Source organism: Streptomyces sp. NRRL F-2664, assembly GCF_000719345.1.
GTDB lineage: Bacteria > Actinomycetota > Actinomycetes > Streptomycetales > Streptomycetaceae > Streptomyces.
The window spans coordinates 107,791-131,030 of the sequence record NZ_JOFX01000005.1 but is presented as its reverse complement, the minus strand read 5'-3'; the positions used below and the strand labels follow the sequence as shown (position 1 = coordinate 131,030).

The window sequence follows — 23,240 nt, the reverse complement described above, 5'->3', positions numbered from 1 at the left end:
GCGCGTCTCGCGGTGGTCGTCGTCATCGGTCCTCGCATCGCATCGCCTTCGCGCCTGGTGATCGGCGATCACTATAGAGTGACTGTGAGCGTTCGAGTCATGAAACTTTTCGGAATGCAAGTATCAAGCCACTTACAACATATGAATTCGCGTCAGCTCTCCTTCCGGCCGTCCGGACGGATCTTGACGGGGCGGCGTGCGCTGGGCAAGGCTTCCGAAAGACGATCGCGCATGCCGACACCAGGGACGGAGTGGTGATGACGGGCCCGGTGCTCGCCGTGGACCAGGGCACCTCGGGAACCAAGGCCCTCGTCCTCTGCCCCGTACGCGGCGTCCTGGGCTCCGCATCCGCCCCCGTCCGGCCCCGGTACCTGCCGGGCGGGCGCGTCGAGGTCGACCCCCGCCGGCTGCTGGATTCGGTCGTCGGCGCGGGACGCGCCGCCCTGGCCGCGGCCGGCGAGCCGGTCGCCGCGGTGGGCCTGGCCAACCAGGGCGAGACGGTCCTCGCCTGGGACCCCGCGACCGGCCGGCCGCTGACCCCCGCGATCGTCTGGCAGGACCGCCGGGCCGAGCAGATCTGCACCGAACTGGCGCCCCACGCGGCGTCCTTGCAGGAGCGGACCGGGCTGCCCCTCGACCCGTATTTCGCCGCGCCGAAGATGGCCTGGATACGACGTCACCTGACCCGCCGGGGCGTCGTGACGACCAGCGACGCGTGGCTCGTGCACCGGCTCACCGGTGCCTTCGTCACCGACGCGGCCACCGCCGGCCGCACCCAGCTCCTCGACCTCGACACCGTCGACTGGTCCCCCGAGGCCCTGGACGCCTTCGGCCTCACCGCAGAAGCCCTGCCGGACGTCGTCGGCGCGGACACCCGCGTCGGGACCACCACCGCGTTCGGCCCCCCGCTGCCGCTGACGGGCCTGCTCGTCGACCAGCAGGCCGCACTGCTCGCCCAGCGCGTCACCGACCCGGGGACCGCCAAGTGCACCTACGGCACCGGGGCGTTCCTCCTCGCGCAGACCGGACCCCGCCCCCGCCGCAGCACCACCGGACTCGTCGGCTGCGTCGCGTGGCGGCTCGGCGGCGGGACCAGCTACTGCCTCGACGGCCAGGTCTACACGGCCGCGTCCGCCGTGCGCTGGCTCACCGATCTCGGTGTGATCTCCGGCGCCCAGGACATCGACACCGTCGGCGGGAGCGCCCCCGACGCCGGCGGCGTCACCTTCGTCCCCGCCCTCGCCGGCCTCGCCGCCCCCTGGTGGCGCGGCGACCTGCGCGGCTCGGTCACCGGACTCGGACTCGACACCACCGCCGGGCACCTCGTGCGCGCGCTGTGCGACGGCATAGCGGCGCAGGTCGCCGAGCTCGCCGACGCCGTCGCCGCCGACCTCGGCGCACCGCTCGCGACCCTGCGCGTCGACGGCGGGCTCACCCGGTCCGCCCTGCTCATGCAGGCACAGGCCGACCTGCTGCAGATCCCCGTCGAGGTGTCCGCACTCCCGGACGCCACCGCCCTCGGCGTCGGCGCCGTCGCCCGGCTCGGCCTGGACCCCTCCCTCACCGTGCAGGAGGCCGTCCCCGAGTGGAAGCCCGCCGCGGTCTACGAGCCGCAGGCCGCCGCCGGGAACGCCGCCGAGCGCCGCGCCCGGTTCCGGACGGCCGTCTCCGCCCTGCTCGACGCCTCCGCATGACCCTGACCCGGCGCGGGCCGCTGCCCGTCGGCGCCCCCTACGACGTGACGGTCGTCGGCGCCGGTGTGGTCGGCTCCGCCATCGCCCGCGAATTGGCCCGCCTGCCCCTGCGTACCGCGCTCGTCGACGCCCGCGACGACGTCGGCGACGGCACCTCCAAGGCCAACACCGCCATCCTGCACACCGGTTTCGACGCCGTGCCCGGCTCCCTGGAGTCCCGGCTCGTCCGGGACGGGCAGCGGCTGCTCGCCTCCTACGCCGCCGACAGCGGCATCCCCGTCGAACCGGTCGGCGCCCTCCTCGTGGCATGGAACGAGGAGCAGCTCGCCGCCCTGCCGGGACTCGCCGACAAGGCGTCGCGCAACGGCTACCCTGCGGCCCGGATCATCCCGGCCGACGAGGTGCGCGCCCGCGAGCCGCAGCTCGGCCCCGGCGTGCTCGGCGCCCTCCACGTACCGGACGAGGCCCTCGTCTGCCCCTGGACGACCACCCTCGCCTACGCGACGCAGGCCGTGCGCGCCGGCGTCGACCTGCACCTCAACTGCCCCGTCCGATCGGTCGTACCGGGCGACCCGCACACCCTCGCCACCGGCCGGGGACCGCTGCGCACCCGGTACCTGGTCAACGCGGCCGGCCTGCATGCCGACGAGATCGACCGGTTCCTCGGCCACGCCGACTTCACCGTCACGCCCCGGCGCGGCCAGCTGATCGTCTTCGACGAGCTCGCGCGCGGCCTGGTACGCCACATCCTGCTGCCCGTGCCGGACGCCCGCGGCAAGGGAGTGCTCGTCACGCCGACCGTGTACGGCAACGTCCTGCTCGGGCCCACCGCCGAGGACCTCGACGACAAGACCGCCACCGGCTCGACCGCCGAGGGACTCGCGCTGCTGCGGGAGAAGGGCCGGCGCATCCTGCCCGCCCTCCTCGACGAGGAGGTCACCGCCGTCTACGCGGGCCTGCGCGCGGCGACCGGGCAGGAGGACTACGCCATCCGCGCACACCCCGCGCAGCGGTACGTGACCGTGGGCGGGATCCGGTCCACCGGACTGACCGCCTCGATGGCCGTCGCCGCCCACGTGGTCGAGCTGCTCGCCGACGCCGGTCTGCCGCTCACCGGCGCCCGCGAGCCGGAGCCGGTGCGGATGCCGAACCTCGCAGAGGCGTTCCCCCGCCCGTACCGCGACGCCGGCATGATCGCCGCGGACCCGGAGTACGGCCGGATCGTCTGCCACTGCGAACGCGTCACCCGCGGCGAGATCCGCGACGCGCTCGCCTCGACCGTGCCGCCCGGCTCGCCCGACGGCCTGCGGCGGCGCACGCGCGCCCGAGCGGGCCGCTGCCAGGGATTCCACTGCGGCGCCGCCGTCCGCGCCCTGTTCGAGGCCTCCCGGGGAGCCTGCCGGTGAACCGTACGGACGCAGCGTCCGGCCGGCGGGTCCCCGTACGGGTCGACGTCCTGGTCGTCGGCGCCGGCCCCGCCGGACTGGCCCTGGCCGCCCGGCTTGCCGAAGCCGGTGCCGGCCGCGTGGAGGTCCTCGAACGCGAGGAGCACGCGGGCGGCATGCCGCGCCTCCTCCACCACGGCGGCTTCGGCCGGCCGCCGCGCCCCTGGCTGCACGGACCCCGGTCGGCGGAGCAGTCGGTGCGGGCGGCGCTGGCCGCCGGGGCGCGGATCCGCACCGGCGTCACCGCCACCGGCTGGGCCGGCCCCCTCTGCCTGGAGACCACCGGCCCGGCGGGCCTGGAGCGGATCACGGCCCGGGCCGTCGTCCTGGCCACCGGCGCGCGCGAGCGCCCGCGCAGCGCCCGCCTCGTTCCCGGCTCCCGCCCGCAGGGCGTCCTCACCACCGGGGAACTCCTGCGCACGGTCCACGAGCACGCACTGCCCGTCGGCCGGCGCGCCGTGGTGGTGGGGGCCGAGCCCGTGGCCCGCCGCGCCGCGGCCGTGCTGCGCGGCGCGGGCGCCGAGGTGGTGGCCATGGTCACCGAGCATCCCCGCGCCGCCGCCGTTCCCGGCGTCCCGCTGCTCACGGCGACGACCGTAGGAGAGCTGCGCGGCCGCGGCCGGCTCACCGGCCTGGACATCCACCACCAGGACGGCCGCACGGGCCTGCTGGCCTGCGACACCGTGGTCTTCACCGGCGACTGGATCCCCGACCACGAACTGGCCCGCCGCGGCGCAGTCCCCCTGGACCCCGGCACGCGCGGCCCCCGCGTGGACGCCTCCTTCCGCACCGACACGCCCGGCATCTTCGCCGTCGGCAACGTCCTCCACGGCATCGAACGCGCGGCGACCGCGGCCGCCGAGGGCGCGGCCGCCACGGCCCCCGTACTCGCCCACCTCGCGGGCGACCCCTGGCCGGAGCCCGGCCCACCGCTGGAGGTCCGGGCGCCCCTCGTGCGGGTCACGCCGAACCGGCTGACCGGACCCGCCCGGCGACCGCTGCTGCTGCGCTCCGCGCGGACCGTGACCGCCCCCGTGGTCACCGCGACGCAGGACGGGCGGACGCTGTGGCGGCGCCGGTTCCCGGGCCCGGCGTCCCCGACCCGCTCCCTGCGCCTGCCGCCCCACTGGACGGCCCGTGTCGATCCGGCGGGCGGCCCGGTCGTGCTGGCCCTCGGCTGACACCTGCGACCCTCCGCCGACCTGCACCGACCCGGACCCGCACGTACGGCCTCCCCACGCCCGGGCCCGATTTCTGTTGTTTCCTCCGAAGGTCATCTCGATTCCGGATGAGTCGCCGCGCGCCGGGCAGGCGCCCTCTGCCGTCACATCCCGCGACTCGGCCCCGCGGGCCCCACGCGAAACCGGAGGTACACGGTGTCCAGTACGACAGCCACCCCGGGCGCACTGCCCGACGGCCTGATCGCCCTCCCGGGTGTGTACCGGCCACAGGCGGACACCCACTTCCTCGCCGAAGCACTCGCCCATGAGGACCTGGGCCCCGGCCGGGACGTGCTGGAGATCGGTACGGGCACCGGTGCCCTCGCGCTGCACGCCGCCGGCCGCGGCGCCCGGGTCACCGCGGTCGACGTCTCCTGGCGCGCCCTGATGACGGCCCGCCTGAACGCCGCGCGCCGGCGCCTGCCGCTGCGCCTCCTGCACGGCGACTTCGCCGCCCGCACCGCCGGCCACCGCTTCGACCTGGTGTTCGCAAACCCGCCGTACGTCCCCGCCCCCGGTGGCGGGCTGCCGTCGCACGGGCCGGAGCGGGCCTGGGACGCCGGGCCCGACGGCCGAGCCGTCATCGACCGGATCTGTGCCCGGGCCCCGGCGCTGCTCCGCGAGGGCGGCTCCCTGCTCATGGTGCACTCGGGGATGTGCGGGGCCGCGGAGACCGTCGACCGGCTGTCCGACGCCGGCCTGGCCGCCGCGGTCACCGCGAAGACGGCCGTGCCGTGGGGTCCCGTACTGCGCGGACGGCGGTCCTGGCTGGAGCAGCGGGCGCTGGCCGCCCCGCACGAGGAGTGGGAAGAGTTGGTGATCATCCGTGCCGTGTCCGTCTGACAGTGAAGCGACCCCCGCCCGGCGGGTGTCCGTGGACCCGCAGGGCCCCGTCCTGGTCGAGGGCCCCGTCGAGATCGCCCTCGACGACGGGACGGTCGTACGGTCCGACCGGTTCCGCGTCGCCGTGTGCACCTGCCGCCGCAGCCGCACCTACCCGTGGTGCGACACCAGCCACCGCCCCCGCGAACGGGCCGCATCGCCGAACGAGGACGGGACATCCCGATGACAGCAGGCAACCACCGGAACGCGACGACGACAGCGAGGACGACGGCGACGACGACCGTGGCGCAGCCTCCGGCAGTATCGGCCACCGTGACAGCCGGGGCCACGACGGCGCCGGAGCCGCCGAGGCCTGCCCCGGCGGCCGGCCCCGGCCTCCCCGAACCGCGGGGCGAGCTGTCCGCCGCCGTCACCGGGGCCCTGAGGTCGGGCGGCGCACCGGCCCACGCTCCGGGGGCCGTGCTGCGGGCCGATCCGTGGGGCGAGGACCTCCAGCTCGCCCTCCACCTCCTCTACGAGCTGCACTACGCCGGATTCGACGGCGTCGACGACGACCGGGAATGGGACCCCGACCTGCTGCGGCTGCGGCAGGACATGGAGGCCCGCTTCCTGCACGCCCTGCGCAGCGAACTGGCCGACGGCCCCCGTACCGTCGAGGACGCCTTCGCCCCGCTGCTCGTCGAGCCCGTGGACCTCTCCGGCAGCCTCAGCCACTACCTGCAGACCGAGGGCGAGCTGTGGCAGCTGCGCGAATACGCTGCCCTGCGCTCCGTGTACCACCTCAAGGAGGCGGACCCGCACGCCTGGGTCATCCCCCGGCTGACCGGACGCGCCAAGGCCGCGATGGTGGCCATCGAGTACGACGAGTTCGGTGCCGGCCGCGCCGACCGCATCCACGCCCGGCTCTTCGCCGAGCTGATGACCGACCTCGGGCTGGACCCCGCGTACGGGCGCTATCTGGAGCAGGCGCCGGCTCCGCTGCTCGCCACCGTCAACCTGATGTCCCTCTTCGGCCTGCACCGGGCGCTGCGCGGCGCGCTCGTCGGCCACTTCGCGTGCGTCGAGGTCACCTCCTCACCCGGCTCCCGCCGCCTGGCCAAGGCCATGCGCAGGTGCGGGGCGGGACCCGCGGCGGAACACTTCTACGCCGAGCACGTGGAGGCCGACGCCGTCCACGAACAGGTCGTACGCCACGAGGTGATCGGCGGTCTGCTCGCCGACGAACCCGGCCTGGAGGCCGACGTCGCCTTCGGATGCGCGGCCACCGTCCTCGTCGAGGACCGCCTGGCCGAGCACATCCGCCGGGCCTGGACCGGGGGCGGCAGCGCACTGCGCACGCCACTGCCGCAATGACGGGATCCGCGCGCCGCGGGCGGGCCGCCGTCGCCCGTTCGAGCGGCCGTCCGAGGGGTTGCCGGGTCCGGGTGCCAGACAGGCGTGCCGACCGGGCAGGTATGCACCCGTCCCAGATGAGCGGGCCGCACGACGTGGCCCCCCGCCGGAAGGAACCCGTCAGCCGTGTCCCAGGTCAAGGAAACCATCGAGGTCGACGTACCCGTCCGCACCGCCTACAACCAGTGGACCCAGTTCGAGACGTTCCCTCTGTTCATGGAGGGCGTGCAGCGCGTCGAACAGATCGACGAGGCCCTCACCCACTGGGTGACGAAGTTCGGCGGGGTGGACCGCGAGTTCGACGCCGAGATCACCGAGCAGATCCCGGACGAGCGGATCGCCTGGGTCACCGTCGGCGGAGAGGTCGAGCAGTCCGGAGTCGTCACCTTCCACCCGATCGACGCCACCCACACCGAGGTCACCCTGCGCATGGACTTCGATCCCGACGGGCTGGCGGAGAACATCGCCGACAGGTTCGGCTTCGTCGACCGCCAGGTCACCGGGGACCTTGCGCGGTTCAAGAAGTTCATCGAGGAGCGCGGCACCGAGAGCGGCGCCTGGCGCGGCGAGGTCTGACCGGTACGAGCCGCGGGCCGTCAGGCGGCGTGCCACTCATGGGGGCCCGCACCGCTCCAGTGCACCAGCTGGGGATCGTCCAGCAGGTTGTCGGGAGGCCACCCCGGCCCCCTCCAGCAGCCCGACCAGTTCGCGGTCGGAGTGGGCCACGCCCAGGACCTCCTCAGCGTCCTGGCGACGCAGGGCCACCCGCCGTCCACCGTCCAAGGACGGCGGGTGCACGACGATCGGCGCACCTTCCACAGGTCCAGGGTGCCGCCGCGGCCCGCGCCGGGCCAGCCCCGCCCCCGGCGGAGAGCCTGCCCGGGGCGCGGACCGTCACCGTCAAAGTCCGGTGCGGAGGACGAACAGCGGGCGCGTTTCGGTGAGGTCCAGTAGACGCAGTCCCTGCTCGGGCAGACCGAACAGTTCCAGCGTTCCGCCCGCGAGACCGACGCGGCGGCGCAGGGCCAGGAGTGCGTTCAGGCCGCAGGAGTCGATGAACGTGACGTCCGACAGGTCCAGGGTGAGGGTCTGGCCGTGCAGGTCGACGGCGTCGGCCGCGTCGGTGAGGTGCGGCGCGGTGTCCATGTCGAGCTCGCCGCTCACCGTCAGGAGCGTTCGGTCGGCCCTCACGGCAACGCCGAGATCAAGGGTCGGGTTCATACGGTGTCCGCCCCATTTCGGGATCGGAGCCTCTTTACGGTCGGCTCCCCGTTGTCGGGGCGGAGAAGGCCGTCAAGCGCGCGGCCTACGGCGCCGCGCACAGCCGAGCGAGACCACCCGCACCGTCCATTGACCACCCTCGGTGATCAGCCGGTGGCGCGGGGTCTCTCACCAGACCAGGCTGGTAGTCCTTCGAGCGTGGCACGCGTGCACCCGAAAAGCCAGCGAAGCGGCCGCATCCGGCCCGTTCCACCCTCTCTGACCTGCGAAACGGTAGTCGGTCACAGCCACTTCCGTCGGGTCCGCCCCGGACGGGTGCCGTCGGACCCTGCGCCTAGGGTTGCCGCCATGGACATTACACATCCCTCTCGCGTAGGGCTGGAGCCCTGGAGCGAGGGCGACTTCTGGCTCCTCCGGAGGAACAACGCGCCGGACATGACCGAGCATCTGGGTGGGCCCGAGACGGAGGAGCACCTGCTCGCGCGTCATCGTCGGTATCTGGCTCTGGAGCGCGGGCAGATGTACCGGGTCGTATCGGCGGACTCCGGCGACACCGTCGGCTCGATCGGCTTCTGGGAGCGCGCGTGGCGTGCGGGAACGGTGTGGGAGACAGGGTGGGGAGTGCTGCCCGAGTTCCAGGGGCGGGGAATCGCCGCCGAAGCGGCTCGTGCGGTCGCCGCAGCGGCACGGGCGGCAGGACGGCATCGGTATCTGCACGCGTTTCCGAGTGCGGACCATGCCGCGTCGAACGCGGTGTGCCGCAGGGCGGGCTTCGAACTGCTGGGCGCGGTCGAGTTCGAGTACCCGAAAGGCTCCTGGCTCACCGCCCATGACTGGCGGATCGACCTGGACGGCGTGTGAGGTGGGAGCACGCCGACGGCGTTGCTCGAACGCCCCCTTCCGAGGGTGGGCAGTGGACGGGCCCGCAGCCGGCCCCCGGCCCCTGCAACGCCCCGGGCTGCCGCGGCGCTGATATCCGGTCAGGCGGAGCGGCCCCTGCGCCGACCGGGTTCCCAATTCACCCGCAGGGGTGAAAATGGGGGCTGGGCACGGACCTGTGGGGGGCGGCATGCCGGTGTTGCTCGTACGAGGGAACCGCCGGATGCGCGGCCGGTCGGCGTCAGTGGGCGCGGTCGGCCTCGGCGCGGCCGCCCTGGCCCTGGCTCTGGCCTCGGTATGGACCGGCGGCGCACGGGCGGCGAGCATCGCCGCCGCCGTCGCCCTCTGCTCGGGGCCGGCCGCCGAACGGCGCCGGTCGCGGCGCGGCACGCCCCTGAGAGGGGACACCGACCCGACCGGAGCCGACGCACTGCTGCGCACCGCCGGCGGCCGGATCCCCGCACTGCGGCACGTGGACCGCCCCGAGCCCGCCGGCGCCCACCCCGCGCACGGCCCCCGCGCCGCCGGAAGCCGGGTGCCGGACGCGGCCCCCGCGTACATCCGCCGCGACGCCGAGCCCCGGCTGCGCGACGCCCTCGGCCGGGCCGGCTTCGTCCTGCTGGTGGGGGAGTCCACCGCCGGCCGGTCCCGGCTCGCGTACGAGGTGGCCCGCGCGCTGTTCCCCCGCCACGCCTTCGTCCGCCCGCTCGGCAGGGACGCGCTTCCACAGGCCGTGCACGTGGCCCGTGCGCGCCGCCGGGCCGTGCTGTGGCTGGACGACCTGGAGGACTTCCTCGGCGCCGGAGGCCTCACGACCGCCATGCTGGCCGCCGTGGCGGCACCGGAACCGGGCCGCCGCGTCGTGCTGGCGACCATGCGCACCCAGGAGTTCCGGCGTTTCGAGGCCCGCGAGGGGAGCCGGCTGACCGGTTCGGACCGCGACGCCTGGCGTACCCAGCGGGAGGTGCTCGGGCAGGCGGAGGTGGTGCACCTGGCCCGGCTCTGGTCGCCGCCCGAGCGCCGGCGGGCCGCCGCCCACGCGCACGACCCGCGGATCGCCGCGGCCCTGCGGGCCGGTGAGCGCTTCGGGGTCGCCGAGGTCCTCGCGGGCGCACCCCCATCGCTCGCAGCCTGGCACGACGCCTGGGCTCCCGGGGCCCATCCGCGCGGCGCGGCCGTGGTCGCCGCGGCGGTGGACTGCCGGCGCGCCGGGCTGCGCAGCCCCGTGAGCCGTGACCGGCTGCGCGAGCTGCACCGGCCCTACCTGGTGGAGCGCGGGGACGGCGACCTCCGACCGGAATCCTTCGACGACGCGATGGAGTGGGCCTGCACCGCCGGCGGCCTGCTCACCGGCCACCACACCCGGGGGTACACGGCCTTCGACCACCTGCTCGACGCCCCCGGCCTGCCCCCGGTCCCGGAGCACCTGTGGCAGTTGTTGGTCGCCCGGGTCACGGCCGCCGAGGCCTACGACATGGGCCTCCTGGCCCACCAGGAAGGGCGGCCGGAGCGGGCGGCCGCCGCACTCTCCAGGGCACGGCTCGGCGGCGTCCCCGGTGCCGACTTCCTCCTCGCGATCACCGTCGGTGACGCGGGCCGGCCCCGCCGGGCGGCGGCCGACCTCGCCGCCATCACCCGGCGGCGCGAGGACCGGCTGGGCCCCGCCCACCCCGACACCCTGGCCGCCCGCCACCAGCTGGCCTTCTTCACCGGCGAGGCGGGGAACCCGCACGCCGCGGCCGGCCGGTTCGCCGCCCTGGCGGCGGACGCTGCGGCCCTCCTCGGCGCCGACCACCCGGACACCCTCGCCGCCCGACACGAACTGGCCTACTTCACCGGCGAGTCCGGCGCGCCCGCCGAGGCGGCCCGGCAGCTCGCCCGGCTGCTCGCCGACCGGCTGCGCACCCAGGGCCCGGACGACCCGCAGGTGCTCGCCACCCGGCGCGGCCTCATCTGGTACCGGGCCGCCGAACCCGTCCGCGCGGAGGCCGAACTGGCCGAGCTGCTCGCCGACTCCGCACGCTGCCTCGGTCCCCTCGACCCGCACACCCTCGCCGTCAGCAGCAGCCGCGCCGCCTTCGCGGCCCGCGCCGGCCGTACCGCCGAGGCCGCGGCGGCCTGGGAGTCCCTGGTGGCCGACCGCACCCGGGTGCTGGGCCCCGACCACCCGCACACGATCTACGCCCGGCTCGAACGGGCCCGGGCGCTGGCCTCCTCGGGCCGCCCCCATGAGGCCCGAGCCCTGCTGACCAGGACCGTCGCCGACGCCCGGGGCCTGCTGGAGCCGGGCCACCGCCATCTGCGCCGGGCCCGGGACCTGCTCGCCGGCCTCCCTCCGCCGAACGCCCCACAGCGCACTGCGTAGCGCACCCCGGGGCGCGGGGGGCCGTACGATGATCCGGTGACCCCCACCTGCCGGCCGACGCACCGACGCCCCTCGGCGCACGGTGCCGCCCTGCTGGTGCTGGTACTGGCGGTGCTGGCCGGGATCCTCGGCATGCACGCCCTGGGCCCGGCGCCGGCCCGCGCCGTCGCGCCCACGCAGCCCCACCACGCGACCGCCGCCGACCACAACCGTGCGGCCGCCGACCACGGCCGTTCCACCGCGGACCACGCCCGTGCCACCGCCGAGCGGGCGGGCGCGGGCGAGGACTGCGCCCATCCCGACGACCACGGCGGGTCGGGCCACTCCCCGCACGCGGACGCCGCATGTGCCGCGGCCGGTATCGCCACGGCGTACGCGCCCCCGGCGCTCGCCGAGTCGACGGCCGGCCTCCCGGCGGCGTCCCCGGCACACACCGCCGACCCGGCGGCCGCCACGGCCGCCCGTGCCCCTCCCGATCTCGCCGAACTCCAGCTGCTGCGGATCTAGAGCCGCCCGCACGGCCCTCCCGCCCGGCGTCCGCCGGCGGGCGGCCTGTGCTCCGGCCCCCTCTCCCTCCGTTTCTCCCGCATGCCCGCCGACCGGGCCGCGGACCAAGGAGCAGCAGCACCATGACCAGCAAGCGTTCACCCTTCCCCCGCGCCGCCTTCGCGGCCCGTGCCGCCTTCCGCCGCGCCACCGTCGCCGCCGCCGCCGGAGCGGTCGCCGTCGTCCTCGCCGCCTGCGGTGGCGCCGACGGCGCCGACGGCCATGACGGCCACACCGCCGCCCCGTCGGCCACCGCACCGGCACAGACCCCGTCCCCGGCCGGGCAGGGGCAGCACAACGCGGCTGACGTCGCCTTCGCCAAGGGGATGATCCCGCACCACCGCCAGGCCGTGGAGATGGCCGACCTGGCGCCGTCCCGCGCCGGATCGGCGGAGGTGAAGAAGCTCGCCGACGACATCAGGAAGGCGCAGGACCCCGAGATCAGGACCCTGACCGGGTGGCTGGCCTCCTGGGGCGAGCAGGTGCCCGCCGAGGGCGCCATGGACCACTCCGCGCACGGCGCCGCCGGGATGATGACCGCGGAGCAGATGGACCGGCTGAAGGCCGCCTCGGGACCGGCGTTCGACACCGCCTTCATGGAGCTGATGGTCGAGCACCACGAAGGCGCGGTGGCGATGGCGAAGACGGAGCAGGCACAGGGCGCCTTCCCCGGCGCCAAGGCGATGGCGGAGGCGATCGTCACCTCCCAGTCCGCCGAGATCGCGCAGATGAACAAGCTCCTCGGCAAGGGCTGACCCGTCCGCAGCCGGTCCCGGCCGGGGCACGGACGCCCCGGCCGGGACCGGCCCGCACCGGCCGGAGCTTTCGAAACCGTTCCATTTCCTTGGGGGGGAGCAGTGATGAGTGCGAACAGGATCCTGGTGGTCGGCGGCTACGGCGCCGTGGGTGCGACGGTGGCCGCCATGCTCGGGGGGTGGTTCCCCGGACGGGTCGTCGTCGTCGGGCGCGACGAGGCCCGGGCACGCACGCTCGGCGGCGTCCGCGCCGACGTGGCCGATCCCGACGGATTCCGGCGGACGCTGGAGGAGCTGGGCGACGTGGCGGCCGTCGTCCTGTGCGTGGAACCGCCGGACAGCCGCGTCGCACGCGTCTGCCTGGAACGCGGTGTGCACCTCGTCGACATCGGCGCGACGTGGCGGCTGCTCGACGCGACCGCGGCCCTGCACGGCGCGGCCGCCGCGTCCGGGGCCACCGCCGTTCTCAGCGTGGGCGTCGCCCCCGGGCTGACCAACCTCCTCGCCCGCCGGGCCCACGAGGCCGTCGGCGGCGCGGACCGCATCGACCTCACCGTGCTGCTCGGCGCAGGCGAGCGGCACGGCGCCGACGCCGTCCGCTGGACCGTCGAGGGCCTGGCCGAACCACCGGCGGGCGCCCCCCTGCGGACCACCCTCCCCGGCCACGGCCGGCGCACCGCGCACCCGTTCCCCTTCTCCGACCAGCACACGCTGCCCCGCACGCTCGGCGTGCAGCGGGTGACCACCCGGCTGTGCCTGGACTCCGGGCCGCTGACCGCCGCACTGTTCGGCCTGCGCGCGGCCGCCCGCAGGCCCCCCGTGCGGCGCGCCCTGACGGCCTCCTTCAGCCGCATCCACCTCGGCGGCGACGGCTTCGCCCTCCGTGCCGACGCACGCCGCGGTGACCGGCACGCGGCCTGCGCCGTCACCGGCAGGGAGCAGAGCCGCTTCACCGCGCTGGTCGCCTCCTACGTCACCCGGGAACTGCTCACCGGCACACCCTCCCCGGGCGTCCACCACATCGAGCAACTGCCCGCGCTTTCGGGCCTACCGGAGACCCTCACCGCCCACGGCCTCACCGTCTGGCGTCCCGGCGGGCCCGCGCCCGAGGCCTGATCCGTCCCGTGGCCGGCCGGCGGGCTGTCGCCCTCTGCGCTCGCACCCTTACAGTGCGTGATGCCGAACCCGGTCCGTGCCGACGCATCGCCGCCGAACAGGAGCAGACCCGTGGCCACCCCCGCCCGCCCCGGCCCCCTGCCGGTCCCGACCCCGCCCGCCCGGTCCCCGAGCTCGACCCCCTCCAGGTACGGGACTGGCAGGCCGGGGGAGGGGAGCTCATCGACCTGTTCACCCGGGTCCGCGCACTGCTCGGCGGCGTCGCCGCGTTCCGGCTGGGCCCGCACCCGACCGTGCTGCTCACCGCACCCGACGCCGTCCAGCACGTCCTCGCGCTGCGGCCCGAGCGGTACGTGAAGCGCTCGCACCGTGCCCGGCTGCTCATCGGCGACGGCGTCCTCGCCGCGACCGGTGACGCCTGGCAACGCCAACGGCGCCTGCTGCAGTCACAGTTCACCGGACGCGGCATGCGCCGCTACGAGGAGCGGATCGCCGGGGCCGCGCGGGCCGCCGCCGCCCGCTGGGCGGCGTACGCCCGCAGCGGGCAGGAGTTCGACCTCGGTGAGGAGATGCGCCGCTTCGCGCTGGACACCATCTGGCGCTCCCTGACCGGCCATTGCCTCGATCCGGGCACGGAGGAGGAACTGGCCGCCGTACCGGCCGTCGTGGCCGCGCTGCCCAGCCTGCCCGCGGACGCAGTCGCCGCCCACGGCGCCGTCGCCGCCGAACTCGCCCGGATCGACGCCCTGTCGAGCCGCGCCATCGCCGCCGCCCGCACCGGTGGGGCCGGTCCGCACGGCCCCGGGCTGCTGCACGTCCTGCTGGACGCGGCCCGGACCTCCCCCGCCTACACCGACCGGCTGATCCGGGACGAGCTGGTCACCCTGCTGGTCGCCGGGCACGAGACCACCGCGACCACCTTGACCTGGCTCCACCTCCTGCTCGACCGGAACCCGCAGGCGCGCCGACGGGCCCTCGCCGCCGGCCCGGAGGGCTCCCCGGAACGGAGCCGGGCGGTCCAGGCCCTCGTGCACGAGACGCTGCGCTTCTACCCGTCCGCGTGGATCCTGCCCCGCCACGCGGCCGAGGACGACGTCCTCGCCGGCTACGCGATCGAGGCCGGCACCGACGTCCTGGTCTGCCCGTACCTCACGCACCGGGACCCCGGAGTCTGGCAGGATCCCGGCCGGTTCGACCCGGACCGCTTCCTCACCCCCGGCCGGCGGCCCACCCGCCCGGGCGCCTACGCCCCGTTCGGCCTCGGCCCCAGGGCCTGCCTCGGCCTGCAGTTCGCGCTCCGGGAGTCGACCGTCCTCCTCGAACACCTGCTGCCCGCCCACGTCCCGCACTTCCGCTCCGTCCCGACCCGGGCGTCCTACGGCCTCACCGTCCGCCCCGAGGGGCCGACCCCCGCCACCCTCCAGTGCCGCGACCGGTCCTCGCTGCACAGCGCGCAAGGGCCGTACTGAGAGCGCCACCCCCCGCAGGGTGTCCGGCGGGCCGGAAAAGGCGTGGACCGGCCCGACGCCCTTGCGGGACACTCCGACTCCTGTCCTGCTGGTCCGACAACGACAGGGTTTGGGATGGGATCGCCAACATCGCGCGACAACATGCCGAGCAAGGGCTCGGTACTTCTCGCACTCCGCCACTACGGACGGGAACTGGCGCGCCTGCGCCGGGTGACCGTCCCGGCCATGCTGCTCCCGGCGCTGGGCAACATCGGCATCTTCTACATCGCGCCGCTGGTCGTCGCGAAGCTCGTCGGCCGGGTCGCCGAGGGCGGCGGCGCGGACCTGGACACGATGCTGCCCTACGTCCTCGCCTTCGCCGCGGTCCTGCTGTCCGGAGAGGGCCTGTGGCGGGTCGGGCTGCACTGCCTGAACCGCCTCGACGCCCGGGGGATCGAGCACCTCTACGTCATCGGCATGGACGAACTCTTCGCGAAGGACGCGGCGTTCTTCCACGACAACTTCGCCGGATCCCTCACCAAACGGGTCCTCAGCTTCGCCTCCCGCTTCGAGGAGTTCGTCGACACCCTGACCTTCTCCGTCATGGGCAGCTTCGTGCCGCTGCTGTTCGCGTCGGTGGTGCTGTGGCAGTACGAACCGATGCTCGTCGTCGGCCTGCTCGCGCTGATCACCCTGACGGGGGTGTGCGCGGCGCCTCTCATCCGCCGCCGCCAAAGGCTCGTCGCCCGGCGCGAGGAGGCGATCGCGCGGGTCTCGGGCCACGTCGCCGACAGCCTGATGAACATGGACACGGTGCGGGCCTTCGCCGCGGAAGACCGCGAGGCCGCCGAGCACAAGTCCCGCGTCGCGGAGTCGCGCAGGCTGACGCTGCGTTCGTGGGACTACGGCAACCTGCGCATCGACACGCTGGTCGCACCGCTGTCGGTACTGACCAACGTGCTGGGCCTGGTGCTCGCCGTCGCCCTCGGCGCGGGGGAGCACGGCGTGGAGGCGATCATCGTCACCTTCACCTACTACGCCAACGCCACCCGCATCATGTTCGAGTTCAACCAGATCTACCGTCGTCTGGAGAGCTCGATGACGGAGGCCGCGCAGTTCACCGAACTGCTGCTGCAGCCGCCGACGGTGCTCGACCCGGTGGCGCCCGAGCCGCTGCTGACCGAAGGCGCCGACGTCCGGTTCGAACGGGTGAACTTCTCCCACGGCGGCGGGCGGCCCCTCTTCCAGGGCCTCGACCTGGAGGTGCCCAGCGGGTCGAAGACCGGACTCGTCGGCCGGTCCGGCGGCGGCAAGACCACGCTCACCCGGCTCCTGCTGCGGATGACGGACGTGGACGGCGGCCGGATCCTCATCGGGGGCCAGGACATCAGCCGCCTGCGCCAGGCGGACCTGCGCAGCCGGCTCGCCTACGTTCCCCAGGACCCGGCGATGTTCCACCGCACCCTGCGGGAGAACATCGCCTTCGCCCGGCCGGACGCCACCGAGGCCGAGGTCCGCCGCGCGGCCGAGGCGGCGCACGTCACGGAGTTCGCGGACGCGCTTCCGGACGGCTTCGACACCATGGTGGGCGAGCGCGGCGTCAAACTGTCCGGCGGGCAGCGCCAGCGGGTCGCCCTCGCCCGGGCCATCCTGCGCGACGCGCCGATCCTGCTGCTCGACGAGGCGACCAGTGCGCTGGACTCCGAGAGCGAGATCCTCGTCCAGGAGGCCCTGTGGCGGCTGATGGAGGGCCGCACGGCGCTCGTGGTGGCCCACCGGCTGAGCACCGTGGCCACCATGGACCAGCTCGTCGTCCTCGACCGCGGCCGGATCGTGGAACAGGGCACGCACCAGCAGCTCCTGACGAGCGGGGGCGCCTACGCGAAGCTGTGGAAGCACCAGTCGGGAGGCTTCCTGCACGACGCCGACGCCGATGCCGAAGCCGGTGCCGATTCCGCTGTCGCTGCCGGTGCCGACATCCGGGCACACTCCGACCTGAACTGACTCGGGGCCGTGTCCTGTGCGGCAGGGCGGGGGAAAATGCATAGCTTGTCCTGATGTGAGCGTCGACGTCGAAAGTGAAGAAGCACCGGGGCGCCGGCGGCTGGCCCGGGCGGTGCTGACGGGCGTGGCCGCCGTCGGAGCCGGGCTGGTGGCCGGTTCCGCCCACGTGGCCATGGCCCCCCGCGTCGGGGGCGGTGCCGGATCCCGGCCCACCACCCCCGCGGCGGCACTGCGTGAACTGGTCGCGGGCAACGGCCGCTGGCGGACGTACCACGAGCGCCACCCGGACCGGACGCGGACCGTGCGGCGCACGCTCGTCGCCGGCCAGCACCCGTTCGCCGTCGTCCTCGGCTGCGTCGACTCACGGGTACCGCCGGAACTGGTCTTCGACCAGGGCCTCGGCGACCTGCTGACCGTGCGTTCGGCGGGCGAGGTACTGGACGAGGCCGTCCTCGGGAGCATCGCCTACGGGGTCCTCGAACTGGGCATCCCGCTGGTCGTCGTCCTGGGGCACCAGTCGTGCGGGGCCGTCGCCGCGGCCGTGCGGGCCGCGGAGGGCGGCCCCCTGCTCCCGGGCCACATGCAGTACCTGGTCGACCAGATCCGCCCCGCCATCGACCGCGGCCTGCGGGGGGCCGCCCGCATCGACGCCGCGATCACCGCCAACGTCCGGCTGGTGCGCGAACGGCTCGCCGCGGAGCCCGAGATGGCCGCCAAGGCCGCCGCCGGGGCGCTCTCCGTGGTCGGAGCCCGGTACGAACTCACCAGCCAGCGGGTGCGCCCCGTCCGCTGACGGCCGGGCCGTGCACCGGCCCCCGGAGCCCGTTCGTCAACGGTGCGCGGTCCGGTCCCCACGTACAGGTGAAGTTCGCCTTCCGGGGCCCCAAACGGTGATCAAGGCGCCCGGCGGACCGGAAGAGTTGGTTCATGATCACCGAGTCTTCCTCCACGCCGGACGCCACCCCCGACCCGGCGGACGGCCCCCCTGCGGACGCCGCCCGCCGGCCCTCGCGGCGTACTGTCATCACCGGGGCCGCCGCCGTCACCGGCGCCGCCGCGGTCGCCGGAGCCGGGGCGCTCAACGGCGCCACCGCACCCCCCGCCGGGGCCTCGCAGGCCCCGTCCGGCTCCGCCCGACCCGACTGGGAGACCTGCCTCACCGTCGCCCGGGCCGTCCTCGTACGGGACGAGGACGACCGGCCCCTCGTACCCGGCTACGCGGACGTCCTGCTGCGCAGCGGCCTGCCGCGCTCCCGCACGCCGCGCAGGAAGGTGCTGGTCGTCGGCGCCGGGCCGGCCGGCCTGACCGCCGCCCACCTGCTGCGCGAGGCCGGGCACCGGGTCACCGTCATCGAGGCCAACGGCAACCGCGTCGGCGGCCGGATCAAGACCTTCCGCACCGGCGGGCACGAGAAGTCCCCCGCGCCCTTCACCGACCCCCAGCAGTACGCCGAGGCCGGTGCCATGCGCATCCCCGACAGCCACCCCCTGGTCACCGGCCTCATCGACAGCCTCGGCCTCGCACGCAGGCGCTTCCACCTCGTCGACGTCGACGGCTCCGGCAGCCCGGCCCACCGCACCTGGATCCACGTCAACGGCGTCCGCGTCCGCCGCGGCGACTACGCGCGCGCCCCGCAGGCACTCAACCGCTCCTTCGGGGTGCCCGCCGCCCACGAGGGCGTGCCCGCCGCGCAGATCGTGCGCAACGCCCTCGCTCCCGCCCGCAAGGAGATCGACGGCAAGAAGGACAGGGCGCTCGTCGAAGGGTGGGCCCGCATCATCCAGCGCTACGGCCACATGTCGATGTACCGCTACCTCACCGAGGAGGCGAAGCTGGACGACCGCACCATCGACCTGATCGGAACGGTCGAGAACCTCACCTCCCGCCTGCACCTCGCCTTCGTCCACAGCTTCATCGGGGCCTCGCTCATCAGCCCCGACACCGCCTTCTTCGAACTCCCCGGCGGCACCGCCACCCTGGCCGACGCGCTCTACGCCCGGGTCCGGGACATCGTGCGCCTCGACCGGCGTGCCACCCGGATCACCCACGGGGAGGGCGGGGTCACCGTCGACACCGTCTCCGAGGGCCGCGGCGGCCGCCCCGTGGAGCGCGAGTCCTTCACCGGCGACACCGCGATCATCACCGTCCCCTTCTCCGGTCTGCGCCACATCCCGGTCACCCCGCCGCTCTCCTACGGCAAGCGGCGCGCGATCACCGAGCTGCACTACGACGCGGCCACGAAGGTGCTGCTGGAGTTCAGCCGCCGCTGGTGGGAGTTCGACGAAGCCGACTGGAAGCGCGAGCTGGAAGCCGTGCGGCCCGGGCTGTACCGCGCGTACCAGCTCGGACGCACGCCGGAGGACGGCGCCCTGCTGGGCGCCCACCCGTCCGTGCCGCGCGGCGGCATCTCCGGCGCGCAGCGCACCCACTACGCGGCCTGCCGCAGCCTCACCCGCGACCAGCCGGAGGCCGCCGGGACCATCGGGGGCGGCTCGGCCACCGACAACCCCAACCGCTTCATGTTCCAGCCCTCCCACCCCGTCGAGGGCAGCCGCGGCGGGGTGGTGCTCGCCTCCTACAGCTGGGCCGACGACGCCCTGAAGTGGGACTCCCTGGACGACGACGAGCGCTACCCCCGCGCCCTGGCCGGCGTCCAAGAGGTGTTCGGGCAGCGGATCGAGGTCTTCTACACCGGCGTCGGCCGCACCCAGTCCTGGATGCGCGACCCCTACGCCTACGGCGAGGCCTCCGTCCTGCTCCCCGGCCAGCACACCGAGCTCCTGCCGCACGTACGCGGGGCGGAGGGGAACCTGCACTTCGCCGGCTGCCACACCTCCGTCAAGCCGGCCTGGATCGAGGGCGCGCTGGAATCCGCGGTGCGCACCGCCCTGGAGGTCCACACGTCCGTGTGAGCGGCGGGCGGCGACGCCGGGCCGCAGTGGCGGCCGGGCGGCACCCGGCCGCCGGCCCGCTCCGGTCCGCCGCCTCAGTTCTCGGCGAGCACGATCACCCAGTCCTGCTCGCCGAAGCGGACCCGCTGCCGCTTGTCCGGATTGAGCCGGACGCCGTAGGCGGGAGCCGTCGCGGTCTGCGCGCGCAGCCGGTAGCCCACCGCGCACTCGCGGCGGCGGCGCGCCGACTCGACCACCGTGGCGAACGCCACGTCCCGGTCGGTGCGGACGTAGTCCGCCGCCGGCCGCAGATGGAATTCGCTCCCCTCGGCCCGGAACAACTCCTCGAAGACCTGGGCCAGATATCCGCTCTCCGAGATCTGCGTCATCAGCAGGCTGATCAGGCGGCTGCTGACGATGAAGTCGGCGCCGGCGCGGGTGGGGGCGAGCAGGCGGTTGCCGTCGTCGGACATCTCGGTGGTCAGCGGGAGTTCGCACCCCGCCGCCTCCCCGATCGCCCGCAGGTGCAGCAGCGTCACCAGGGTGTTGTCGTCGCTGCCGCTCCCCGGCCCGGGAGCGGCGCCGGACGGGGCCGCGTCGGGGCCCGCGGCCGGAGCCGGCGCGGTGGCCCCGCGGTCCGCCTCGCCGATGACGATCACGCTGTCGTACGCGGGCACGTCCAGCTTCGCGAGGACCTCCGGGTCGGTGATGTCACCTCCGTGGAAGGAGACGTCGAGCCGACAGCGGCCCGCCGCCACCTCGGCGGCGGTCCGTCGCGTCACCTCGTCGCCCAGCGCCACGACGTCCAGGACCGTGCCGGGGCTGACGAACTCGTCGAGCTGCTCGACGACGAGCGGGGCCCGCCGGTTCCAGCCGAGGAGCAGGAGCCGCTCGGCGTAGCGGGAGCGGGGGCGGGCGGTGACGATCGCCTCCTCCTCGACCCAGGGACCGGCCGGTTCCGGCACGGCCGTGTCGTCGTCCTCGGAGATCAGGACGATCCGGTCGTCCGCGCCGATCTCCGTGGCCGTGTCCGGACGGAGCGCGACGCGGCCGTCGGCGTGCAGCAGGCCGACCACCGAGGACGTGGTGAAGGCCAGCAGGGCCTCGCCGAAGGTGCGTCCGGTGAGCCCCCGCGCCGCGGCGGTGTAGAACTCGTCGCCGTCGAAGTCGAGCAACTCCTGGTAGACCAGGGACAGCCCGGGCTGGCGGGCAGTCTGGACGAGGAGCCGGGCGATGATCTCGTCGGCGCACAGCACGTGTCCGCCGGGCCCGGCCGCCAGCCTGGCCGTGAGGTGGCTGCGGGCGTCGCGGACGGCGGCGACCACCACCGCGGTGCGCGGGCGGGGGAGGACGGCGTCGAGGGCGAGCAGGGTCTTCACCGCGTGCGCGTCGCCCGCGTCCCCGTCGGAGGGCAGGACGAGGACCGCCTTCGACGCCCGGGGGTTCATCCGGGCCAGCACGGCCGGGTCGGTGGTGGTGCCGCTGCGGCAGATGATCCGGGTGGCGCCCGGCCTCGTGCGGACGCCGGGACGGGCCCCCGTGCCGCCGTGGCGGGTACGAGTCCCGGCGGCGAGGAGGCCGGTGGAGATCTCGTCCTCCATGTCGACCTTGTCCTTCGGGGCGAGCACGGCGATCGCGGACCGGCGCTGGTTGGCGTGGGCGGCGACGAGTTCGGCGACCACCGGGAGGATCTGGTCGGACCAGCCCAGGACCACGGTGTGCCCGGCCTCCAGGACCGTGGACCGCCCGCGCCGCAGGGACTGGATGCGCTGGCCGATGCCGGTGGTGATCAGACTGACCAGCGTCGAGACGAACAGCAGGGCCACCAGGGCGAGCGTCACCGAGGCCAGTACGTAGACGGGGGAGCCGACCGCACCCCCGAGCTTCAGGGTCTGGCCGACACTGACCCAGACGGCTGTGAGACGGGCGGGCAGGGCCCGGGGCGCCGCCCGGTCCGCCCAGACGAGGACGACGCTCGCCGGGACCACGACGGCCAGGCAGGCCAGCGCCAGCCACCCGATGAGCGGGGCGGTTCCCCCCGCCACCACGTTGTCGAACCGGTACCGCAGGCGCAGCCGCAGGGATGTGGTGTGCTGCTGTGCCATGGCGTACTCCCTCGTCTCCCGCGCTGCTAACCCGCCGCACGCCCGGGGGTTACGGCCGCGGCGCCGCGAGGACCTCAACGGTGGTGGTCACCCGGCCGATGCGCGGGAGGATCCTGCCGAAGCCCCTATGATGCGAACGTGAGTACGAATGCGGAGGAGGTGCGTCCCCTCCTGTCGACGGCGCTGACCGGTGCGGAGCTGCTGCGCTGGTACTGGACCCTCGCCGAACTGGGCGCGCTCGCCCGGCGGATGGGGGTGCCCGTCCGCGGCGGGAAGGCGGCCGTCACCGCCCGGCTCGCCGCCGCTCTCGACGGCCTGCCCGAGCCCGAGCAGGCATCCGCCGCCGGGGCCGCGGTGCCCGCCGCGCCCCGGCGCGCGGGGCGGCAGCTCGCCGCCCCCGTCGACGGGACGACGGTGATCCCGCCGGGCCAGCGGTGCAGCCAGGTGCTGCGGGAGTACTTCGTGCGGGAGATCGGCCCCGGCTTCCACTTCGACGCCTTCATGCGGGAGTACGTCGCCGGGCACGCGGGGCACACCCTCGCCGAGGCCGTCGAGCACTGGCACGCGACCCGGGTCCGCGCGGCCGAACCCCAGGACGTCGGGCCTCAGTTCGAGTTCAACCGCTTCCTGCGCGACTGGCACGTCCGCCACCCCGGCGTGGCCCGTACCGAAGCCCTGGCCGCCTGGCGGGCGCACCGTGCCCGTCCCCGCGACTGAGCGAGAGGAAGAGGGGACCTACGCCCGCCCGTAGCGCAGCTCGACGACCCCGTTGCCGAAGGTGCGGCTGCTCTCCAGGCGCAGCGGCACCACGCCGCTGTCGGCCGGGGGGAAGAGGGGCTTGCCGCGGCCGATGCGCACCGGGTGCACCAGGATCCGGTAGCCGTCCACCAGGTCGTGGCGCAGGAACGAGGCGGCCAGGTCCGCGCCGCCCAGCGCGAGGTCGCCCCCGGGCTCCGCCTTGAGCGCGGCGACCTCCTCCGGCACGACGTCCCGCACGACGGTGGTGTTCCAGTCGGCGTGTTCCAGGGTCCGCGAGTAGACGAACTTCGGCATGGAGCGCCAGATCTCGGCGAACTCGACCTCGGGGCCGCTGCTCGCCGGGTCCGCGTCGGCCGTGGGCCAGTAGTCGGCCATCAGCTCGTGCGTCACGCGGCCGGACAGGAAACCGCCCATCCGGCGCAGCTCGTCATTGAGGTACTGGTGCAGTTCGTCGTCGACGACGTGCCAGTCGATCTGCCGCTCGGGGCCCTCGATGTAGCCGTCCAGGGACACCGTGCTCATGAGGATGATCTTCCGCATACCGCCCCACCCTACG

General features: G+C 74.9%; 20 protein-coding genes. 17 read left to right on the top strand and 3 right to left on the bottom strand.

From position 1 onward, the window contains the following. The first annotated feature begins 257 nt into the window (after nt 1-257). The 7 genes from IF89_RS0107905 to IF89_RS0107875 all read left to right on the top strand — a co-directional run bounded on the left by IF89_RS0107905 (nt 258) and on the right by IF89_RS0107875 (nt 7,170). Nucleotides 258-1,694 (top strand): FGGY family carbohydrate kinase, encoded by a 1,437-nt coding sequence (locus IF89_RS0107905; RefSeq protein ID WP_030763221.1) that lies wholly within the window; start codon nt 258-260, stop codon nt 1,692-1,694. Continuing rightward, nucleotides 1,691-3,100 carry an FAD-dependent oxidoreductase gene (locus IF89_RS0107900; RefSeq protein ID WP_030763218.1) on the top strand — a complete coding sequence of 470 codons (1,410 nt, stop codon included), beginning with the start codon at nt 1,691-1,693 and terminating at the stop codon, nt 3,098-3,100. The genes IF89_RS0107905 and IF89_RS0107900 overlap by 4 nt, the downstream gene beginning before the upstream one ends. Continuing rightward, nucleotides 3,097-4,320 (top strand): NAD(P)/FAD-dependent oxidoreductase, encoded by a 1,224-nt coding sequence (locus IF89_RS0107895; RefSeq protein WP_051806883.1) that lies wholly within the window; start codon nt 3,097-3,099, stop codon nt 4,318-4,320. The genes IF89_RS0107900 and IF89_RS0107895 overlap by 4 nt, the downstream gene beginning before the upstream one ends. A gap of 195 nt (nt 4,321-4,515) precedes the next feature. Continuing rightward, entirely contained in the window at nt 4,516-5,202 is a 687-nt protein-coding gene (locus IF89_RS0107890; RefSeq protein ID WP_234327695.1) for a HemK2/MTQ2 family protein methyltransferase, read from the top strand. Then, complete coding sequence (locus tag IF89_RS0107885; protein WP_051806882.1) at nt 5,186-5,428, top strand: CDGSH iron-sulfur domain-containing protein; 243 nt, start codon at nt 5,186-5,188, stop codon at nt 5,426-5,428. The genes IF89_RS0107890 and IF89_RS0107885 overlap by 17 nt, the downstream gene beginning before the upstream one ends. Then, the gene (locus IF89_RS0107880; RefSeq protein ID WP_078628161.1) at nt 5,425-6,555 is read left to right on the top strand and encodes an iron-containing redox enzyme family protein; all 1,131 of its coding nucleotides are present in this window, start codon (nt 5,425-5,427) and stop codon (nt 6,553-6,555) included. The genes IF89_RS0107885 and IF89_RS0107880 overlap by 4 nt, the downstream gene beginning before the upstream one ends. 165 nt (nt 6,556-6,720) lie before the next feature. Continuing rightward, nucleotides 6,721-7,170 carry an SRPBCC family protein gene (locus tag IF89_RS0107875; protein WP_030763204.1) on the top strand — a complete coding sequence of 150 codons (450 nt, stop codon included), beginning with the start codon at nt 6,721-6,723 and terminating at the stop codon, nt 7,168-7,170. 324 nt (nt 7,171-7,494) lie between these two features. On the opposite strand, the gene IF89_RS40675 is transcribed toward IF89_RS0107875, so the two are convergent. Beyond that, on the bottom strand, nt 7,495-7,758 hold the full coding sequence (locus tag IF89_RS40675) for an STAS domain-containing protein (RefSeq protein ID WP_158717824.1): 264 nt from the start codon (nt 7,756-7,758) through the stop codon (nt 7,495-7,497). Between the two features lie 405 nt (nt 7,759-8,163). Here IF89_RS40675 and IF89_RS0107865 point away from each other — a divergent pair, with 405 nt between their 5' ends. From IF89_RS0107865 to IF89_RS0107820, 9 genes are all read left to right on the top strand, one after another. Beyond that, nucleotides 8,164-8,676 carry a GNAT family N-acetyltransferase gene (locus tag IF89_RS0107865; RefSeq protein WP_030763198.1) on the top strand — a complete coding sequence of 171 codons (513 nt, stop codon included), beginning with the start codon at nt 8,164-8,166 and terminating at the stop codon, nt 8,674-8,676. A gap of 241 nt (nt 8,677-8,917) precedes the next feature. After that, nucleotides 8,918-11,059 (top strand): tetratricopeptide repeat protein, encoded by a 2,142-nt coding sequence (locus IF89_RS40670; RefSeq protein ID WP_158717823.1) that lies wholly within the window; start codon nt 8,918-8,920, stop codon nt 11,057-11,059. 36 nt (nt 11,060-11,095) lie between these two features. Continuing rightward, nucleotides 11,096-11,566 carry a DUF6153 family protein gene (locus IF89_RS0107850; protein ID WP_030763192.1) on the top strand — a complete coding sequence of 157 codons (471 nt, stop codon included), beginning with the start codon at nt 11,096-11,098 and terminating at the stop codon, nt 11,564-11,566. A 122-nt stretch (nt 11,567-11,688) separates the two neighbouring features. After that, on the top strand, nt 11,689-12,360 hold the full coding sequence (locus IF89_RS0107845; RefSeq protein WP_030763190.1) for a DUF305 domain-containing protein: 672 nt from the start codon (nt 11,689-11,691) through the stop codon (nt 12,358-12,360). A 105-nt stretch (nt 12,361-12,465) separates the two neighbouring features. Next, nucleotides 12,466-13,476, top strand: a complete 1,011-nt coding sequence (locus IF89_RS0107840; RefSeq protein WP_030763188.1) for a saccharopine dehydrogenase NADP-binding domain-containing protein — start codon at nt 12,466-12,468, stop codon at nt 13,474-13,476. Between the two features lie 53 nt (nt 13,477-13,529). Further along, on the top strand, nt 13,530-14,945 hold the full coding sequence (locus IF89_RS0107835) for a cytochrome P450 (protein WP_234327694.1): 1,416 nt from the start codon (nt 13,530-13,532) through the stop codon (nt 14,943-14,945). A gap of 114 nt (nt 14,946-15,059) precedes the next feature. Then, nucleotides 15,060-16,928 (top strand): ABC transporter ATP-binding protein, encoded by a 1,869-nt coding sequence (locus tag IF89_RS0107830; RefSeq protein WP_078628160.1) that lies wholly within the window; start codon nt 15,060-15,062, stop codon nt 16,926-16,928. 55 nt (nt 16,929-16,983) lie between these two features. Further along, nucleotides 16,984-17,721 carry a carbonic anhydrase gene (locus tag IF89_RS0107825; RefSeq protein WP_043193303.1) on the top strand — a complete coding sequence of 246 codons (738 nt, stop codon included), beginning with the start codon at nt 16,984-16,986 and terminating at the stop codon, nt 17,719-17,721. A gap of 134 nt (nt 17,722-17,855) precedes the next feature. Beyond that, a complete protein-coding gene (locus IF89_RS0107820) occupies nt 17,856-19,841 on the top strand; it encodes a flavin monoamine oxidase family protein (RefSeq protein ID WP_078628159.1) in 1,986 nt (661 codons plus the stop codon). Between the two features lie 74 nt (nt 19,842-19,915). Here the strand turns inward: IF89_RS0107820 and IF89_RS0107815 are convergent, their stop codons facing one another. Next, nucleotides 19,916-21,925: a CASTOR/POLLUX-related putative ion channel gene (locus IF89_RS0107815; RefSeq protein WP_030763174.1), complete on the bottom strand. Its 2,010-nt coding sequence runs from the start codon at nt 21,923-21,925 to the stop codon at nt 19,916-19,918. 138 nt (nt 21,926-22,063) lie between these two features. Here IF89_RS0107815 and IF89_RS0107810 point away from each other — a divergent pair, with 138 nt between their 5' ends. Further along, a complete protein-coding gene (locus tag IF89_RS0107810) occupies nt 22,064-22,642 on the top strand; it encodes a DUF6434 domain-containing protein (protein ID WP_030763171.1) in 579 nt (192 codons plus the stop codon). Between the two features lie 18 nt (nt 22,643-22,660). Here IF89_RS0107810 and IF89_RS0107805 read toward each other — a convergent pair whose 3' ends face one another. Then, entirely contained in the window at nt 22,661-23,224 is a 564-nt protein-coding gene (locus IF89_RS0107805) for a dihydrofolate reductase family protein (protein WP_030763169.1), read from the bottom strand. Between the last annotated feature and the right edge of the window lie 16 nt (nt 23,225-23,240).

What these genes read in the sequence shown, in the direction of transcription:
- IF89_RS0107905 (WP_030763221.1), top strand. Translation starts at nt 258, where the DNA reads ATGACGGGCCCGGTGCTCGCCGTGGACCAGGGCACCTCGGGAACCAAG.
- IF89_RS0107900 (WP_030763218.1), top strand. Translation starts at nt 1,691, where the DNA reads ATGACCCTGACCCGGCGCGGGCCGCTGCCCGTCGGCGCCCCCTACGAC.
- IF89_RS0107880 (WP_078628161.1), top strand. Translation starts at nt 5,425, where the DNA reads ATGACAGCAGGCAACCACCGGAACGCGACGACGACAGCGAGGACGACG.
- IF89_RS0107865 (WP_030763198.1), top strand. Translation starts at nt 8,164, where the DNA reads ATGGACATTACACATCCCTCTCGCGTAGGGCTGGAGCCCTGGAGCGAG.
- IF89_RS40670 (WP_158717823.1), top strand. Translation starts at nt 8,918, where the DNA reads ATGCGCGGCCGGTCGGCGTCAGTGGGCGCGGTCGGCCTCGGCGCGGCC.
- IF89_RS0107845 (WP_030763190.1), top strand. Translation starts at nt 11,689, where the DNA reads ATGACCAGCAAGCGTTCACCCTTCCCCCGCGCCGCCTTCGCGGCCCGT.
- IF89_RS0107840 (WP_030763188.1), top strand. Translation starts at nt 12,466, where the DNA reads ATGAGTGCGAACAGGATCCTGGTGGTCGGCGGCTACGGCGCCGTGGGT.
- IF89_RS0107830 (WP_078628160.1), top strand. Translation starts at nt 15,060, where the DNA reads ATGGGATCGCCAACATCGCGCGACAACATGCCGAGCAAGGGCTCGGTA.
- IF89_RS0107820 (WP_078628159.1), top strand. Translation starts at nt 17,856, where the DNA reads ATGATCACCGAGTCTTCCTCCACGCCGGACGCCACCCCCGACCCGGCG.
- IF89_RS0107815 (WP_030763174.1), bottom strand. Translation starts at nt 21,925, where the DNA reads ATGGCACAGCAGCACACCACATCCCTGCGGCTGCGCCTGCGGTACCGG.
- IF89_RS0107805 (WP_030763169.1), bottom strand. Translation starts at nt 23,224, where the DNA reads ATGCGGAAGATCATCCTCATGAGCACGGTGTCCCTGGACGGCTACATC.